Annotated in this window: 17 protein-coding genes; 13 read left to right on the forward strand and 4 right to left on the reverse strand. The window is 72.5% G+C overall.

Annotation, left to right across the window (positions count from 1 at the left end):
• The first annotated feature begins 340 nt into the window (after nucleotides 1–340).
• From ACFFRH_RS34175 to ACFFRH_RS34215, 9 genes are all read left to right on the forward strand, one after another.
• Complete coding sequence (locus ACFFRH_RS34175) at nucleotides 341–778, forward strand: SRPBCC domain-containing protein (protein WP_344745514.1); 438 nt, start codon at nucleotides 341–343, stop codon at nucleotides 776–778.
• Complete coding sequence (locus tag ACFFRH_RS34180) at nucleotides 771–1,094, forward strand: ArsR/SmtB family transcription factor (protein ID WP_344745513.1); 324 nt, start codon at nucleotides 771–773, stop codon at nucleotides 1,092–1,094. Before ACFFRH_RS34175 ends, ACFFRH_RS34180 begins: the two co-directional genes overlap by 8 nt.
• 44 nt (nucleotides 1,095–1,138) lie before the next feature.
• Entirely contained in the window at nucleotides 1,139–1,354 is a 216-nt protein-coding gene (locus ACFFRH_RS34185) for a hypothetical protein (protein ID WP_344745512.1), read from the forward strand.
• 368 nt (nucleotides 1,355–1,722) lie between these two features.
• The gene (gene kdpF, locus ACFFRH_RS34190; protein ID WP_344745511.1) at nucleotides 1,723–1,812 is read left to right on the forward strand and encodes a K(+)-transporting ATPase subunit F; all 90 of its coding nucleotides are present in this window, start codon (nucleotides 1,723–1,725) and stop codon (nucleotides 1,810–1,812) included.
• A 16-nt stretch (nucleotides 1,813–1,828) separates the two neighbouring features.
• Nucleotides 1,829–3,490, forward strand: coding sequence for a potassium-transporting ATPase subunit KdpA (gene kdpA / locus ACFFRH_RS34195; protein WP_386161523.1), 1,662 nt, complete (start codon nucleotides 1,829–1,831; stop codon nucleotides 3,488–3,490).
• A complete protein-coding gene (gene kdpB, locus ACFFRH_RS34200) occupies nucleotides 3,490–5,643 on the forward strand; it encodes a potassium-transporting ATPase subunit KdpB (protein ID WP_344749924.1) in 2,154 nt (717 codons plus the stop codon). Before kdpA ends, kdpB begins: the two co-directional genes overlap by 1 nt.
• The gene (locus ACFFRH_RS34205) at nucleotides 5,644–6,474 is read left to right on the forward strand and encodes a potassium-transporting ATPase subunit C (RefSeq protein WP_386161525.1); all 831 of its coding nucleotides are present in this window, start codon (nucleotides 5,644–5,646) and stop codon (nucleotides 6,472–6,474) included.
• A complete protein-coding gene (locus tag ACFFRH_RS34210) occupies nucleotides 6,471–9,032 on the forward strand; it encodes a DUF4118 domain-containing protein (protein ID WP_344749923.1) in 2,562 nt (853 codons plus the stop codon). Before ACFFRH_RS34205 ends, ACFFRH_RS34210 begins: the two co-directional genes overlap by 4 nt.
• The gene (locus ACFFRH_RS34215) at nucleotides 9,029–9,697 is read left to right on the forward strand and encodes a response regulator (protein WP_344749922.1); all 669 of its coding nucleotides are present in this window, start codon (nucleotides 9,029–9,031) and stop codon (nucleotides 9,695–9,697) included. Before ACFFRH_RS34210 ends, ACFFRH_RS34215 begins: the two co-directional genes overlap by 4 nt.
• Nucleotides 9,698–9,716: 19 nt before the next feature.
• Here ACFFRH_RS34215 and ACFFRH_RS34220 read toward each other — a convergent pair whose 3' ends face one another.
• The gene (locus ACFFRH_RS34220; protein ID WP_344749921.1) at nucleotides 9,717–10,283 is read right to left on the reverse strand and encodes a TetR/AcrR family transcriptional regulator; all 567 of its coding nucleotides are present in this window, start codon (nucleotides 10,281–10,283) and stop codon (nucleotides 9,717–9,719) included.
• A 102-nt stretch (nucleotides 10,284–10,385) separates the two neighbouring features.
• Between ACFFRH_RS34220 and ACFFRH_RS34225 the strand changes: the two genes are divergently transcribed.
• A complete protein-coding gene (locus ACFFRH_RS34225; RefSeq protein WP_344749920.1) occupies nucleotides 10,386–11,312 on the forward strand; it encodes an NmrA family NAD(P)-binding protein in 927 nt (308 codons plus the stop codon).
• A 25-nt stretch (nucleotides 11,313–11,337) separates the two neighbouring features.
• On the opposite strand, the gene ACFFRH_RS34230 is transcribed toward ACFFRH_RS34225, so the two are convergent.
• Complete coding sequence (locus ACFFRH_RS34230) at nucleotides 11,338–12,867, reverse strand: carboxylesterase/lipase family protein (RefSeq protein ID WP_344749919.1); 1,530 nt, start codon at nucleotides 12,865–12,867, stop codon at nucleotides 11,338–11,340.
• Nucleotides 12,868–13,076: 209 nt separating this feature from the next.
• Nucleotides 13,077–13,313 carry a dihydrofolate reductase family protein gene (locus ACFFRH_RS34235; RefSeq protein WP_344749918.1) on the reverse strand — a complete coding sequence of 79 codons (237 nt, stop codon included), beginning with the start codon at nucleotides 13,311–13,313 and terminating at the stop codon, nucleotides 13,077–13,079.
• 128 nt (nucleotides 13,314–13,441) lie between these two features.
• Here ACFFRH_RS34235 and ACFFRH_RS34240 point away from each other — a divergent pair, with 128 nt between their 5' ends.
• Both ACFFRH_RS34240 and ACFFRH_RS34245 read left to right on the forward strand, forming a co-directional pair.
• Complete coding sequence (locus ACFFRH_RS34240; protein ID WP_344749917.1) at nucleotides 13,442–13,825, forward strand: DoxX family protein; 384 nt, start codon at nucleotides 13,442–13,444, stop codon at nucleotides 13,823–13,825.
• Between the two features lie 436 nt (nucleotides 13,826–14,261).
• Complete coding sequence (locus tag ACFFRH_RS34245) at nucleotides 14,262–15,185, forward strand: RNA polymerase sigma-70 factor (RefSeq protein WP_344749916.1); 924 nt, start codon at nucleotides 14,262–14,264, stop codon at nucleotides 15,183–15,185.
• 16 nt (nucleotides 15,186–15,201) lie between these two features.
• On the opposite strand, the gene ACFFRH_RS34250 is transcribed toward ACFFRH_RS34245, so the two are convergent.
• Nucleotides 15,202–15,819 (reverse strand): TetR/AcrR family transcriptional regulator, encoded by a 618-nt coding sequence (locus tag ACFFRH_RS34250; protein WP_344749915.1) that lies wholly within the window; start codon nucleotides 15,817–15,819, stop codon nucleotides 15,202–15,204.
• Between the two features lie 122 nt (nucleotides 15,820–15,941).
• Here ACFFRH_RS34250 and ACFFRH_RS34255 point away from each other — a divergent pair, with 122 nt between their 5' ends.
• Entirely contained in the window at nucleotides 15,942–16,706 is a 765-nt protein-coding gene (locus ACFFRH_RS34255) for an SDR family oxidoreductase (protein ID WP_344749914.1), read from the forward strand.
• Nucleotides 16,707–16,791: the final 85 nt, after the last annotated feature.

The raw sequence follows: 16,791 nt of genomic DNA on the forward strand, positions 1-16,791 counted from the left end.
CGCACTTCGGAAACCGTCGCGGCGGCCGTCCCGTCACAGGCCCCCGGTGCCCCCCCCCGGGCCCGTCCGGTGCCCCCTCGCGCGCACCCTCGAAACCGACACATGGCTCTGATCCAGGACCCACCGTTTCAGGACCCGCCCCCGCGTATCGGTGGATCTCGTACCACCTTAGGAGCGGGACCGGGAGCAAGAAGATCTTTCGCGGAAACCCGGGCCGTCGCCGGTGCGGGATCGGGCGGCCGGGGACTGCGCGGGGATCCGGTGGACCCGAGGGTTGACGCAACCAGTTGATTGCCATATTTTGAGTAGCAACCGAATGGTTGCTACTCAAGGAGACGGTATGACATTCCCCGACCGGATCGAGCGCACGGTTCAGCTGGCCCACCCGCCGGAGCGGGTCTGGGCGGCACTGACCACCGCCGAGGGCCTGGGCACCTGGTTCGGGCACCGCGCCGAGGTCGACCTGCGCGTCGGTGGCGAGGCCAGGCTCACCTGGGACAGCGGAGACACCGCCACCCTCACCATCGAGCGCCTGGAACCGCCGCGCGTCTTCGGCTACACCTGGCCGGTCGCCGGCCTTCCCGGCGGGGATCCGCGACGCACCTACGTGGAGTTCACGCTGGAGCCCGCCGGCGGCGGTACCACGCTGACCATGGTCGAAAGCGGGTTCGCGCAGCTGCCGGACGCCGAGGCCCACGGGGCGGCCTACTCGGGCAACACCAAGGGCTGGACGAACGAGCTGGGTGAGCTGGTCGCGTACCTCGACGGACATGTCTGACCTGGAGGCGGTGGCGCAGGAGGTCTTCACCGCCCTGGCCGATCCGAGCCGGCGGGGGATCCTCGCCGCGCTCGCGGCCGGGGGGCCGGCCACCGCGACGGATCTGGCCGCCCGGCTGCCGATCACCCGGCAGGCCATCGCCAAGCACCTCGCCCTGCTGGCCGAGGCGGGGCTGGTGGTGGCCGAGCCGGGGGAGCGGCGCCGGGTCCGTTACCGGCTGGACTCCGCGCCCATGAAGGTGGCGCAGCAGTTCCTCGCCGTGCTCGCCCGCGACTGGGACGGCCCGCTGGCCGCCCTGCGGGACGGGTTGAAGTGAGAGGCGGCCCTTCCCGGGCTGCCCTTGACCGGAAGGAGTGCCCGATGTTCGATCCGACGGCGATGATCCTGGCCGACAGGGCGACCAGACGTCACGTGCTGTCCGCCCGCCCGGACGCGCCCGTGGTGCCCGAGCGCCCGCCACGGCGGCACGCCGCCGCCGTCCGCAGAGTGACCGCGACGGCCCTTCGCCGTCTCGCCGACCGGGTCGAGCCGCGCCGGGCCGAGCCGCATCGCGTCGGCCTCTCCGCGACGGGTTGAACCGTGCGGGTCGCGCCGGGTCGCGCCGGGTCGCGCCGGGTCGCGCCGGGTCGACACCTCCGCGGCAGCGTCGTGACCGCCCGCGCTCCCCGCCCGGCCCCTCCCGTCCGGATGCCGTGAGGCCCTCCGGTCCACGGGCCGGGCCGGGCGTAGGGGAGGCGTCAAGCCTCGAGGCCGGGGCGTATGGGACCCGTCAAGACGCGCAAAAAGGGCGGAAAACGGGGGTTTCCTTGCATATGTCCCGCCCGTCGGGCGGTGGCGAGTGAACCCCGGATTCGAGGAGTGGGGATGGCAGACGTCATCTTCGTCGCCCTGACGGTCGCGGTTTTCGTGATCCTCGGGCTGGTCGTCAGGGCGGTGGAACGGTTGTGAGCGCCGTCAACGCCGTCGGTCTCGTCGTGGTCGCCGGTTTGGTGATCTTCATGGTCGCGGCCCTGCTCTTCCCGGAGCGTTTCTGATGAGGGAGCGCTTCTGATGTCCTCGACCATGGCCGGGATCCTGTTCATCGGATCCCTCGTCGTCGCCCTCGCGCTGGTCCACCGGCCGCTGGGCGACTACATGTACCGCGTCTACACCGGTACGAAGCATCTCGCCGCCGAGCGGGTGATCTACCGGCTCGTCGGCGTCCGGCCGGACGCCGAGCAGCGCTGGAGCGTCTACGCCCGCGCCCTGCTGGCGTTCTCGGCGATCTCCATCCTGTTCCTGTACGGGCTGCAGCGGCTGCAGGACAGGCTCTTCCTGTCGCTGGGCTTCGCCCCGGTGCCCGACCACGTCGCCTGGAACACCGCCGTCAGCTTCGTCACCAACACCAACTGGCAGGCGTACTCGGGCGAGTCGACCATGGGCCACCTGGTGCAGATGTCCGGCCTGGCGGTGCAGAACTTCGTGTCCGCCGCGGTGGGCATGGCGGTGGCGATCACGCTGGTCCGCGGCTTCGCCCGCAGGAGGACCGACGAGCTCGGCAACTTCTGGGTGGACCTGGTCCGCGGCACCGTCCGTATCCTGCTGCCGCTCGCCGTCGTCGGCGCGGTCGTGCTGCTGGCGGGCGGCCTGATCCAGAACTTCGCCTCCCCGCACGAGGTGACCACCCTGACCGGCGGCACCCAGGCGATCACCGGCGGCCCGGTGGCGAGCCAGGAGATCATCAAGGAGCTGGGCAACAACGGCGGCGGGTTCTACAACACGAACTCGGCCCACCCGTTCGAGAACGCCACGTCCTGGACCAACTGGGTCGAGATCTTCGCGATCTTCCTGATCCCGTTCGCGCTGCCCCGCACGTTCGGCCGCATGGTCGGCGACACCCGGCAGGGCTACGCGATCGTCGCGATCATGGGAACCCTGGCGCTGGCGAGCGTCGCGCTGCTGACCGGGCTGGAGGTCGCCCACGGCGGCACGGTCCCGCAGGCGGTGGGCGCGGCGATGGAGGGCAAGGAGGTGCGCTTCGGCGTGCCCAACTCCGGCACCTTCGCCGCCGCCACCACACTCACCTCCACCGGGGCGGTCAACTCCTTCCACGACTCGTTCACCGCGCTCGGCGGCATGCTCACCATGTTCAACATGATGCTCGGCGAGGTCGCCCCCGGCGGTGCGGGCGCGGGCCTGTACGGCATGCTCGTCCTCGCCGTGATCACGGTCTTCGTGGCCGGGCTCATGGTCGGCCGCACGCCCGAGTACCTGGGCAAGCGGATCGGCTCGCGCGAGATCAAGTTCGCCGCGATGTACTTCCTGGTCACGCCGCTGCTCGTGCTGACCGGCACCGCGCTGGCGATGGGCTCGGCCGAGCAGCGGGCGAGCATGCTCAACAGCGGCCCGCACGGCTTCTCCGAGGTGCTGTACGCCTTCACCAGCGCGTCCAACAACAACGGCTCCGCGTTCGGCGGCATCACCGTCAACACGCCGTGGTACGACGTGGCCCTCGGCCTGTGCATGGCCTTCGGCCGCTTCCTGCCGATCATCTTCGTGCTCGCCCTGGCCGGATCCCTGGCCAGGCAGGCACCGGTGCCCGTCTCCGCGGGCACGCTGCCCACGCACCGCCCGCAGTTCGTCGGCATGGTCGTCGGCGTGACGGTGATCCTCGTCGCGCTGACCTTCCTGCCCGCCCTGGCGCTCGGCCCGCTCGCGGAAGGAATCCAGTGATGCCCACCCAGACGCTCGAAGCGCCGGGCCGTACCCCCGCCTCGAAGGACGGGAAGAAGGGCGGCAAGGTGGGCGGCGGCCTCCTCGACCCCCGGCAGCTGCTCACCTCGCTGCCCGAGGCGGTGCGGAAGCTCAACCCGGTCACGCTCTGGCGCAACCCGGTGATGCTGATCGTCGAGATCGGCGCGGTCTTCACCACGGTGCTCGCCGTGCTCACCCCGTCGTTCTTCGCCTGGGCCACCGTGGTGTGGCTCTGGCTGACGGTGATCTTCGCCAACCTGGCCGAGGCCGTCGCCGAGGGGCGCGGCAAGGCCCAGGCGGCCACGCTGCGCGCCGCCAAGCGCGACACCACGGCGCGGCGGCTGCGCGGGCGCGACTCCACCGAGTGGGACGTCGTCGGCGCCCCCGAGCTGCTGCGCGGCGACTTCGTCGTCGTGGAGGCCGGGGAGATCATCCCCGGTGACGGCGACGTGGTCGACGGCATCGCCTCGGTGGACGAGTCGGCCATCACCGGCGAGTCCGCCCCGGTCATCCGCGAGTCGGGCGGCGACAGGTCGGCGGTGACCGGCGGCACGAAGGTGCTGAGCGACCGGATCGTCGTCGAGATCACCCAGCGGCCCGGCGAGAGCTTCATCGACCGGATGATCGCTCTGGTCGAGGGCGCCGACCGGCAGAAGACGCCCAACGAGATCGCCCTCAACATCCTGCTGGCCGCCCTGACGATCATCTTCCTGGTCGCCACCGCGACCATGCAGCCGCTGGCGATCTACGCCAAGGCCCAGAACCCCGGCGTGCCGGACTCGCTCGCCCTGACCGGGGACGGCGTCACCGGCATCGTGCTGGTCGCGCTGCTGGTCTGCCTCATCCCGACCACCATCGGGGCGCTGCTGTCGGCGATCGGCATCGCGGGCATGGACCGCCTCGTCCAGCGCAACGTCCTCGCGATGAGCGGCCGCGCGGTCGAGGCCGCCGGAGACGTCAACACCCTGCTGCTGGACAAGACCGGCACCATCACGCTGGGCAACCGGCAGGCGTCGGAGTTCCTCACCGCCCCCGGCGTCTCCGCCGACGAGCTGGCGACGGCCGCGCAGCTGGCCAGCCTCGCCGACGAGACCCCCGAGGGCCGCTCCATCGTGGTCTACGCCAAGCAGGCGTACGGCCTCAGGGAGCGCGAGCACGGGGAGCTCGCCCACGCCGAGTGGATCGGGTTCACCGCGCAGACCCGGATGAGCGGCGTCGACCTCGACGGCCGCCGGGTCCGCAAGGGCGCCGCCACCGCCGTGATGAAGTGGGTGCGCGAGCACGGCGGCCACCCCACCGACGAGGTGGGGAGCATCGTCGACGCCGTCTCCGGCTCCGGAGGCACCCCGCTGGTCGTCGGGGAGGTCGTCGAGGGCGCCGAGAGCAGGGCGCGCGTCCTGGGCGTCGTCCACCTCAAGGACGTCGTCAAGCAGGGCATGCGCGAGCGCTTCGACGAGATGCGCAGGATGGGCATCCGCACCGTCATGATCACGGGCGACAACCCGCTGACGGCGAAGGCCATCGCCGACGAGGCGGGCGTGGACGACTTCCTCGCCGAGGCCACGCCCGAGGACAAGCTCGCCCTGATCAGGTCGGAGCAGGAGGGCGGCAGGCTGGTCGCGATGACCGGTGACGGTACCAATGACGCGCCCGCGCTCGCGCAGGCCGACGTCGGGGTGGCGATGAACACCGGCACCTCGGCCGCGAAGGAGGCCGGCAACATGGTCGACCTCGACTCCAACCCGACCAAGCTCATCGAGATCGTCGAGATCGGCAAGCAGCTGCTCATCACCCGCGGCGCGCTCACGACCTTCTCGATCGCGAACGACGTCGCCAAGTACTTCGCGATCATTCCCGCGATGTTCGCGGCGGTCTACCCGGGCCTGGACGCGCTGAACGTGATGCGCCTGTCCAGCCCGCAGTCGGCGATCCTGTCCGCGGTCGTCTTCAACGCGGTCGTCATCGTCGCGCTGATCCCGCTCGCCCTGCGCGGCGTGCGCTACCGCCCCTCCAGCGCGTCGAAGCTGCTCAGCCGCAACCTCTACGTCTACGGCCTGGGCGGCATCGTCGTGCCCTTCGTCGGCATCAAGCTGATAGACCTTCTCATCCAGTTCCTTCCGGGGATGTCGTAAATGGAACGCCTGCCCAGCTGGATCCGCCAGCATCTCGCCGCGCTCCGCGCGCTGCTCGTCCTCACCCTGGTCACCGGGGCCCTGTACCCGCTGGTGATCACCGGCGTCGCCCAGGCCGTGTTCAACGGCGGGGCCAACGGCTCCCTCGTCCGGAAGGACGGGAAGGACGTGGGCAGCGCGATCGTCGGCCAGAGCTTCACCGACGCCGACGGCAGGCCCGTCGGCAGGTACTTCCAGAGCCGGCCGTCGGCGGCCGGTGACGGCTACGACATGCTCTCCACCGCCGCGAGCAACCTCGGACCCGAGGACGTCGTGGACGTCCCGGGGGGCAGGCGGAGCCTGCTCACCCAGGTCTGCGCCCGCTCCAGGGCCGTCGGGGAGCTGGAGGGGGTGAGCGGCGCCCGGCCCTACTGCACGCCCGACGGGGTCGGCGCCGTGCTGAAGGTCTTCCCCGCCGTCGGCACCCCCACCCGGGCCGTCAGCGTCAACCAGACCTGCCCCGCGACCCCGTTCGTCGCCGAGTACCGCGGCGTGAGGGTCGAGTGCGCCAGGCCGGGCGAGGACTACGCGGCCGGGCGCACCGTCCCGGTCCGGGGCACGGCCAAGGCCGTGGTGCCCGCCGACGCGGTCACCGCCGGCGGCTCCGGCCTCGACCCGGACATCTCCGTCGCGTACGCCGACCTCCAGGCGGCCCGCGTCGCCAGGGAGCGCGGCATGCCCGTGGAGAGGGTGCGACAGCTGGTCGCGGCGAACACCACCGGCCGCTCCCTCGGCTTCATGGGAGAGCCGGCGGTGAACGTCCTCGAACTCAACCTGGCCCTCGACAGATGAGCAGGGGGCGAGGGCGGCTGCGCATCTACCTCGGGGCCGCGCCGGGGGTCGGCAAGACGTACATGATGCTCTGCGAGGGCCGCCGCCGCCTCGCGAGGGGCACCGACGTCGTCGTCGCCCTCGTCGAGGCCCACGGCCGCCCTCGCACCGCGGAACTCCTCGAGGGCATGGAGGTCGTCCCGCGCGCGAGCATGCTCCACCGGGGAAGCGTGTTCACCGAGATGGACGTGGACGCCGTCATCGCCAGGAGGCCCAGCGTCGCCCTGGTCGACGAGCTCGCCCACACCAACGTGCCGGGCTCGCGCAACGCCAAGCGCTGGCAGGACATCGAGGAGATCCTCGACGCGGGCATCGACGTCATCTCCACCGTCAACATCCAGCACCTGGAGTCGCTCAACGACGTGGTCGAGGAGATCACCGGGGTGGTCCAGCGCGAGACGGTGCCCGACGAGGTGGTGCGCCGCGCCGACCAGGTGGAGCTGGTGGACATGGCCCCGGAGGCGCTGCGGCGGCGGATGGCGCACGGCAACGTGTACGCGCCGGAGAAGGTCGACGCGGCCCTGTCGAACTACTTCAGGGTCGGCAACCTGACCGCGCTGCGCGAGCTGGCGCTGCTGTGGGTGGCGGGCAAGGTCGACGACCAGCTCGACCGCTACCGCGCCGAGCACGGCATCGCCGGCACCTGGGAGGCGCGCGAGCGCGTCGTGGTCGCGCTGAGCGGCGGCCCGGAGGGTGACACGCTGGTGCGGCGGGCCGCCAGGATCGCGGGCAGGAGCAAGGGGGCCGACCTGCTCGCCGTGCACGTCACGCGCGCCGACGGCCTCGCCGGGGCCGATCCGGCGAGCACGGCCCGCCAGCGCACGCTGGTGGAGGACATGGGCGGCACCTACCACCAGGTCGTCGGCGACGACGTGCCGACCGCCCTGCTGGACTTCGCCCGTGGCGTCAACGCCACCCAGCTGGTGCTGGGGGCCTCCCGGCGCGGCCGGTTCGCCCAGATCCTCTCCCGGGGGGTCGGGGTGACCACGACCGCGCGGTCCGGGTCCATCGACGTCCACATGATCACCCACGACCGGGTGAGGCGGGGGCGCGACCGCGCTCCCTCGCGGGCCGCGCTGACCCGCACCCGCCGGGTGGCGGGCTGGCTCCTCGCGATCCTCGGGCTGCCGCTCCTCACCCTGGCGCTGCACCCCTTCCGCGACGGCGTGAACCTGCCGAGCGACATACTGCTCTTCCTGCTCATGGTGGTCGTGGTCGCCCTGGTGGGAGGCATGTGGCCGGCCGTCACCGCCGCCGTGCTCGGCTTCCTGCTGCTCAACTACTTCTTCACCGCGCCGGTCGACCGCTTCACCATCGCCGACCCGGAGAACCTGTTCGCGCTGAGCGTCTACGTGCTGGTGGCCGTCATGGTGAGCGCGGTGGTGGACGTCGCCGCCCGCCGTACGCGGGAGGCGGCCCGCGCCCGCGCCGACGCCGAGGTCCTCTCCACCCTGGCCGGGCACGTGCTCCGCGGCGAGCACGCGCTCGCCTCGCTGCTCGCCCGGCTGCGGGAGACCTTCGGGCTCGCCTCGGTCACCCTGCTGGAACGCACCGGCGAGCAGGGGCCCGACGACCAGTCCGACCCCGAGGCGTGGCGGATCGTGGCCACCGCAGGTGAGGTGCCCTGCACCTGCCCGGGGGGCGCGGACACCGACGTGGTCATCGACGAGCGGCTCGTCCTGGCCATCCGGGGCAGGCTGCTGGAGGCGTCCGACCGGCGGGTGCTGGAGGCGTTCGCCGCCGAGGCGGCGGTGGCGCTGCGCCAGGACCGGCTCGCGGCGGAGGCGGAGCAGGCCAGGCCGCTGGCCGAGGCCGACAGGATGCGCACCGCGCTGCTCGCCGCGGTCAGCCACGACCTGCGCACCCCGCTCGCCTCGGCCAAGGCGGCCGTGGAGAGCCTGCGCAACACCGGCATCGACTGGTCGCCGCAGGACAGGGAGGAACTGCTCGCCACCGCCGACGAGTCCCTCGCCAAACTGGACCGCCTCGTCGCCAACCTGCTCGACATGAGCCGTCTTCAGGCCGGGGTGCTCGGGCTGAGGCTGGAGCCGACCGCGCTGGAGGAGATCGTGCCGCGCGCCGTCGACGACCTCGGCCCCCTGTCGTCGCGGATCGAGACGGACCTCTCCGTCGAGCTGCCCGAGGTCGTCGCCGACCAGGCGCTGCTGGAACGAATCCTGGTCAACCTCATGTCCAACGCCGTCCGCTACAGCCCCGAGGACCGGAAGGTCCTCGTCAAGGCCGGTGAGTACGGTGACCACGTGGAGATCCGCGTCGTCGACCGCGGCACGGGCATCCCGCCCGACGCCTACGACCGGGTCTTCATGCCCTTCCAGCGGCTCGGCGACCGCGACAACCACACCGGCGTCGGCCTGGGCCTCGCGCTCTCCCGGGGGCTCGCCGAGGCGATGGCCGGAACCCTGCTACCGGACGAGACACCAGGGGGTGGCCTCACCATGATCCTGACACTTCCCGTTTCCTCCCGCACGCGGACGCGCCCCGAGGTGGAACGGCCGTGACCCGCGTCCTCGTCGTCGACGACGAGCCCCAGCTCCTGCGCGCCCTGCGCATCAACCTCGCCGCGCGCCACTACGACGTGGCCGTGGCCCCCGACGGCGGCGCGGCCCTGCGGCAGGCCGCCGACTGGCACCCCGACCTGGTCGTGCTCGACCTCGGCCTGCCCGACCTCGACGGGATCGACGTCATCCACGGCCTGCGCGGCTGGACCACCGTCCCGATCATCGTGCTCTCCGGCCGTACGGGAGGATCCGACAAGGTCGACGCGCTGGACGCCGGGGCCGACGACTACGTCACCAAGCCGTTCGGCATCGACGAGCTCCTCGCCCGCATCCGGGCCGTCTCCCGGCGCAGCGCGCTGCACGACGCGGAGCTCGCCGAGATCCGCGTCGGCGACCGGGTCGTGGACCTGGTCGACAAGACCGTCTCCGGCGGCGTACGGCTGACGCCCACCGAGTGGCACCTGCTGGAGATCCTGGTCCGCAACCCCGGCAAGCTCATCACCCAGCGGCAGCTGCTGACGGAGGTCTGGGGTGCCAAGTACCTCAGGGAGACCCACTACCTGCGCCAGTACATGGCCCAGATGCGCAAGAAACTGGAACGGGACCCGGCCCGCCCGGTCCACCTGCTCACCGAGCCCGGCATGGGGTACCGCTTCCAGCCCTGATCCACCCGACGCCTCCTGATCAGGGCCGGTGGGGGCTGACTCCCGCCACGGCCAGGCCGAAGAGCCGGTCCGCCTCGGCGGCGGGGTCGGGGTGGTGTTCCGTGGCCAGGGCGATCCCGGTGATCAGGGCGAGCAGGTCGTCGATGGTCACCCCCGGTGCCAGCGCGCCGTCGTCCGCGGCGCGGCGCGCCAGCGGGCGGCCCGCCTCGGTGAGCTGCGCCGAGCAGCAGTTGTCCTGCGCGCCGGGGCCGGCCGCCGGGTCGCGGGTCAGCGCGATGGCGAGCCCCCGGATGGTCGCGGCGTCCGCGGTGACGGCGCTCAGCCACTCCAGCAGCGCGGCCCGGGTGTCCGCCCTGGTGGTCAGGTCGCGGGCGTGGGCGCACAGGGTCTCGACCCGTTCGCGGAAGACCGCCTCCAGCAGCGCGCGGCGGGTGGGGAAGTGCCGGCGCACGGTGGCGGACCCGACCCCCGCGACGCGGGCGATCTGCTCCAGGGACGCGTCGGCGCCGTGCGCGGCGATCTCCTCCTCGGCCACGGCGAGCAGGCGCGCGTGGTTGCGCCGGGCGTCCGCACGCTGGACGGGCATGGCGTCACCTCAACATTTGCTAAGTGGCGGGGTCCGCCGTATCTTACCGGAAGATAAACGGCGGGCCCCGCCGTTTAGCGAACGCGCACCCCAGGAGGCTCCATGTCCACCGATCCCGCACCCGTCCTGGTCACCGGCGCCACCGGGCAGCAGGGCGGCGCCACCGCCCGCGCCCTGCTCGCGGCCGGTGTCCCCGTCCGGGCACTGGTCCGCGACCCCGCGACCGGCCGGGCGAGGGCGGTCGAGGCGCTCGGCGCCGAACTGGTCACCGGCGACCTTCGCGACCGCGACTCCGTGACCAGGGCCGCGCAAGGAGCCCGAGCCGTCTTCTCCGTGCAGATGCCCGCGATGAGGGCGGGCGCCTTCGACTTCGAGGGCGAGCTGACCCAGGCCGCCAACCTGGTCGAGGGCGCCCTGGCCGCGGGCGTGCCGCAGTTCGTGCACACGTCCGTCACCGGCGCGGGACACCACACCGAGGCCCCCGGCTGGGCCGAGGGCCGCTGGGCCTCGATGGCGCCCGTCTTCGCCGCCAAGTCCGGAGCCCAGGACCGCGTGCGCGAGGCGGGCTTCACACATTGGTCGATCATCAAGCCGGGCTTCTTCATGGAGAACTTCCTGCCGTCCGCGGCGTACCTACTGCCCCGGGGCGTCGAGGGCGGCCTGGTGACCGTGCTGAGGCCGGAAACGCGGCTCTCTCTCGTCGCGGTCAAGGACATCGGCACGGCGGCCGCCGCGGCCCTCACCGCACCGGAGCGGTTCCATGAGGTCGAACTGGAACTGGCCGGCGAGTGCCTGACGCTGACGGACATCGCCAAGGTCCTCTCCGGCGCCCTGGGCGCCGAGCTGGCCGCGCCCGACATGACCCCGGAGGAGGCGGTCGCGGCGGGAATGCCGAGGTGGGGCGTCACCTCCCACGAGTTCCTCAACGCGACCGGTCAGCCCGCCCGCCCGGAGTACGCGCGGGCCTTCGGCATCCCGCTCACCACCTTCGAGGAGTGGGCGCGCGAACACCTGCGGGCCGCGGCATGACCACTGGCGGCCCCCCGGCCTTCCCTCACGGTGTGAGCAGCGGGAGAGCCGGGAAGGTGTGGTCCTGCCACAGCAGCCGTGAGGTCTCCTCCGGGTAGGCGGTGACCGTCGAGGGGGTGTCGAAGAGCTGCGCGAGGCGGTGGCCGGTGTCGTACGGAGGCCAGCCCGGGTCGCCGTGAGCGGCGAACGCCGTCCACGCCCCGCGGATCCGCGCGGACAGCTCCCGCGCCGCCGGGGAGGGCGGGTCGCCGATCAGCATGGCGGGCCGTCCGCTGCCCAGGTTGCCGAAGACGAGCGGCACGTCCAGGCCGTGGCAGGCGCCGAGGGCACCGTCCAGTCCCGGGGCGGACCAGGTCAGTTCGTAGAGGTGGGCCCGGCCGCCGCCGGCGACCTGCGCGTCGGCGAGGTGGAGGCTCGGCATGCGGAACAACCAGTCCGCGTTCACCAGCTCGTACAGCTCCTCGCCGGACGCGGACGGGAACGCCCGGCGGTATCGGCGCGCACCGTCCGGGCCGGGGGCGAGCATCCGCAGAGCGGTCTCGGCCTGCTCGTGCGTGACCTGGCCGAGCACGCCGTCGATCAGGCTGAACAGCCGATGCTCGTCACGGGTGTGCCCGACGAGAAGCCCGACGTCCCGGGCGGCGCCGTCGGCCAGCGCCCGCCACGGGGTGACCGGCAGGACGTCACCGTCGACGACCGGTGCGAACGGGATCGGCCGGTGTGCGATCCGCCCCCAGCGCTCCCGCCGCTGGACCGTCTTGGCGAAGACCGCGTCACCCGCGGCGGGCAGCAGGGCCGGGGCCACCGCCGACAGGCCGGACACCGTGGGCCGCACCCCCAGCTCGGCGGCGAAGGCGGCGGCGATGTCGGCGGCCAGCTCGGGGGAGAAGAACGTCCCCGGCACGCTCTGCGCGACCGCCCGGTGGAAGAGCCCGGCGGCGCGCGGCATGGCGAGCAGCGCGGCGACCGATCCGCCCCCCGCCGACTGCCCGAAGACCGTGACCCGGTCCGGATCGCCGCCGAACGCCCGGATGTCCTCGCGCACCCACCGCAGGGCCGCGACCTGGTCGAGCAGCCCCCGGTTGGCCGGGGCTCCGCCGATCTGCGCGAAACCCTCGACACCGAGACGGTAGTTGAGGGTCACGACCACCGCTCCGCTCCCGGCCAGGTGCCCGGCGTCGTATTCCGGGAGGCTGGAGTCGCCCATGGCGTAACCGCCGCCGGGGATCCACACCATCACCGGGAGCCCCGCCGCCGGATCCGGGTCGGGTGTCCAGACGTTGACCGTGAGCCAGTCGTCGCCGCCGGGGTCCCGGGCCACCCCGAGCACGCCGGACTGCGGGGGCGGCGGGCCGTACGAGATCGCCGGGCGCACGCCGTCCCAGCCGCGCACCGGCCGCGGCGCGGCGAAACGGAGGGCGCCGACCGGCGGCTCGGCGAACGGGATGCCGCGGAAGACCGCCAGGCCCGCCTCCCTGCCACCGCGGAGGACGCCGGCCGTCGTGCGGACCTCCGGCCCGGACCCGGACGGCTCGCTGGATGCGGTGACGGCCATTTCGCGGTTTCCTCTCCGTGCCGGCTCAGCCGAGCATCGCAGCGCGCGCCGTCCGCGGGCAAAGCATTTAGCGGGCGTCCCGCATCGAGTCGCCCCCTGACGCTTTCCGGGAACGGGCGCGCCGACCGGCCGGCTCGGCGGACCCGGTCGTGGGCGAGAGCCACCGTTCTCCGGCAGGTCCGTGCGGGTCTGCCCGTCGATGCCGGGGCTCAGCGGATCCGGTCGTAGACGAGCGCCAGCGTGCCGTGCTCGCCCGCGGCCTGGCCGGAGAGCGCCCACCGCCCCGCGGGCAGGCCGTCGTCGAAGAGGCGCGGCCCGCTGCCGAGGAAGACCGGGAAGACGTTGAGCGCCAGCCGGTCGACCTTGTCGGCCGCCAGCAGCGCCTTGACGACGCTCGCGCTGGAGAGCACGAGAATGTCGCCGCCCTCGGTCGTCTTGAGGTCCATGACCACCTCGGCGGGGCATCCCGGTGAAGGTCGTGGGCTTGTCCGGCCCGGGTTGCCCGGAGATGTCACAGGCGGGAGCGCTGTCTCGTCATACGCGGTGCGGACAATCTTCGATCAAGGAGTGGATGATGAACCTCGCGTTGTGGATCGCCGCCGGACTGCTGGCCGCGGTGGCCCTGGCCGGTGGCGTCAGCAAGACGTTCGTGCCCAAGGAGAGACTGGCCGCGTTCCACGGTGGGGGATGGACCGGGGATGTCGGCGTCGCCTTCGTCAAGACCCTCGGCGTCCTCGAACTCCTGGCCGCGCTGGGCCTGATCCTGCCCGCCGTGCTCGGTGTCGCGCCGGTTCTGGTGCCGGTTACCGCTGCCTGCTGGGTCGTGCTGATGGTCGGTGCGATGATCACTCACGGCCGCCGCGGCGAATTCGGTTTCGTGATGCTGAACCTGGCCTATCTCGCGCTCGCGGCATTCGTCGCGTGGGGCCGCTTCGGCCCCGAGTCCTTCATCGGCTGACGGGCGGCCGGTCATCCAGTCCTGTCCCGCCCGGGGCCGGCGCGAACAGGCCGCCAGGTTGTCCCGGGAGCCGGGAGCCGGGAGCAGGGAGCCGGGAGTCGATTGTCGATCATGGAAGGCGACGATCATGAGAGTGTCCGTAGCGCGGAGCATCGGCGATCGCCGGGTGACGCGATGAGTGCGGCCAAACCGGACGTGGTGGAGCGGCCGGATGTGCGGGGGTGATGATGGACGGGCCGACGCGGTGCCGTCCGGCGGGCAGGCCGCGCCGCCTCTCGTGGGGCTCAGCCCTGTCGAGGGCCGGCACGCCCCGGAGGACCGCCGGATCTCGCGGAACTCATGCTGGACCTCGGGGGCGAGCGAGCAGGGCGGTGGCCCGGCGGCACCTCGGGCGCGTCAGCGGTCTCTCAGCTACCGGCAGGAGGATGGTGCACCAGTGAGCAGGATCGAGGAGTTCCAGGAGGTGCGGCCGCTGCTGTTCTCGATCGCCTACCGGATACTGGGCGGCGTGGGTGAGGCCGAGGACGCGGTCCAGGAGACCTGGCTGCGCTTCGAGGCCTCCCCGGCACACCCCAGGTCGGTCAAGGACTTCCTCGCGGCCACGGTGACCCGGATCTCGATCGACGTGCTGCGCTCGGCCCGCGTCCGGCGGGAGGAGTACGTGGGGCCGTGGTTGCCCGAGCCGCTGCTCGCCGACCCCTACGAGGATCCGGCGCGTTCGGCGGAGCTGGCCGACTCGGTGTCGACGGCGGCACTGTTGCTGCTGGAACGGCTCAGCCCGCTGGAGCGGGTTGTCTTCGTGCTGCGGGAGGTGTTCGACTTCGGCTTTCCCGAGGTCGCGTCGGCGGTGGGGCGCTCGGAGGCGGCGTGCCGCCAGCTGGCGGTGCGGGCGCGGCGCCACATGTCCGCGGGCCGGCCCCGCTTCGAGGCGGACCGCGGGGAGCGGGAGGAGCTGGCGTCGCGGTTCTTCGACGCCCTCCGCGAAGGCGACGTCGCCGGCCTGCGGGAACTGCTCGCCGCCGACGTGTCGATGGTCGGCGACGGCGGCGGCAGGGCCCCGCAGCTGGCCAGGGCCGTCGTCGGCGCCGAGAACGTGGCCCGGCTGGCCGCCTCCGTCTTCCCCCGGATGGCCCGGGTCGACGTGACGTTCGAGCCGCACGAGATCAACGGCGAGCCGGGCGCGATCTTCCGCGACCGGGACGGCAAGGTGCTCCACACCCTGGCGCTCGACGTGCTCGACGGGCGGATCCAGGCGATCCGCCTGGTGATCAACCCCGACAAGCTCGGGCACCTGGGCCCGGTGGCGGACGCCTGGGCGATCACCCGAGAAGTAAGGCGGGCACGCCGGTCGGCGGAGTGACCGCGACCGCCGGCCGTCATCGGCGCTCCGCGCGCCCGGTGGGCTCCGAGATGTCGATTCCGCCGGCGCCTTCGACGATGTCGTCGCCGAAGGCGGCGGCGAGCGCCTTCGCGATCAGGTCGGGCAACCGGGTCCGTCCGTCGTCCTCGGCCCAGCGCACCAGTGCCGTGTGCATGGCGGCAAGGCAGGCGCTGGCCGCCACCTGGACGTGGAACGCCGTGTCGGGGTCGGTGGCCTCGTCCCCGATGGCGTCGACGATCGCCTGCTGGAGGGCGTACTGGTTGTCCAGGTGCCTGGCACGCAGGGCCGGCGTCGAGATCATGAGCCGGAGACGGGCGAGCAGGAACCGCTCACTCGCCGTCAGGTCGTCTCCGGGGGCGCGACCGGTCAGCGCCGTGGCCGAGTCGACGAGCGCGCCGCCGATGCGGCGGACCAGGGGCTGCGCGGCGGACGACGCGACGATCCGCTCGGCGACGAGCCGGCCGTGCTGGTCGACGAGTACGAGGTCTTCCTTCGTGGGGAAGTGCCGATACACGGTCATGGGCGACACGCCCGCGGCTTCGGCGACGTCGGTCACGGTCGTGGCGTCGTAGCCGTGCTCGGTGAACAGCCGTACCGCGTGCGCCTGAATCACCCGCTGCGTCTCGGCTCTCCGTTGCGCTCGCAATGTTGAGTGCTGGTCGGGCATGTGATAGACCCTACCAGGTTGGTAGTCGCTACCAGATTGGTAGTGACTCACGAGATGGGGTGGTTGGCATGAGTGATCTGACCGGCAGAACGGCTCTCGTGACCGGAGCGTCGCGCGGCATCGGGCAGGCGATCGCGGCCCGGCTGGCGGCGAAGGGGGCGGTGGTCATCGTGCATTTCGGCACGGACGAGGACGGCGCGGCGGCGACGGTCGACGAGATCGCGCGTGCCGGTGGGTCCGCGCTCGCCGTCAGGGCGGAGCTGGGCGTGGACGACGATGTCGAGACCCTCTTCGCGGGCGTCGAGGCCGGCCTGGCCGGGCGGCCACTCGACGTCCTCGTCAACAACGCGGCGGCCGCGCCCGCCGGCCCGCTCGGGGTCACGACGCGGACGGAGTTCGACCACCTCTTCGCGGTGAACGTGCGAGCTCCGTACTTCATCATCCAGCGAGCATTGCCGCTGTTCCGCGACGGTGGCCGCATTGTCACGATCTCTTCCGTGGCGACCCGGATGGCCAACCCCGCCCAGACGTCCTTCGCCATGACGAAGGGCGCGGTCGAGACGATGAGCATGACCTTGGCCAATGAGCTCGGGGTACGAGGAATCACGGTGAACGCGGTCGCTCCCGGCGCCACCCGGACGGCGACCAACGGATCGGTCTTCGAGGCGCCGGGCCTGGCCGAACTCATCGCCGGAACGACGGCGCTCGATCGCCTGGGCGGGCCAGGCGACATCGCCGACGTGGTCGCGTTCCTCGCCTCCGACGCCGCGCGCTGGATAACCGGTCAGGTCATCGACGCGAGTGGCGGCCTGTTCCTCGGGCCGCGAGCCTGATCGCCGGTCGCCGGTCGCCGGTCGCCGGTCGCCGGTCGTTGGTGAGAACTCACCACTCGACGGCGTCGCCGACGAAGTCGCCATG

It is taken from the genome of Streptosporangium vulgare, from assembly GCF_042428775.1.
GTDB classification, from domain to species: Bacteria; Actinomycetota; Actinomycetes; order Streptosporangiales; family Streptosporangiaceae; genus Streptosporangium; species Streptosporangium vulgare.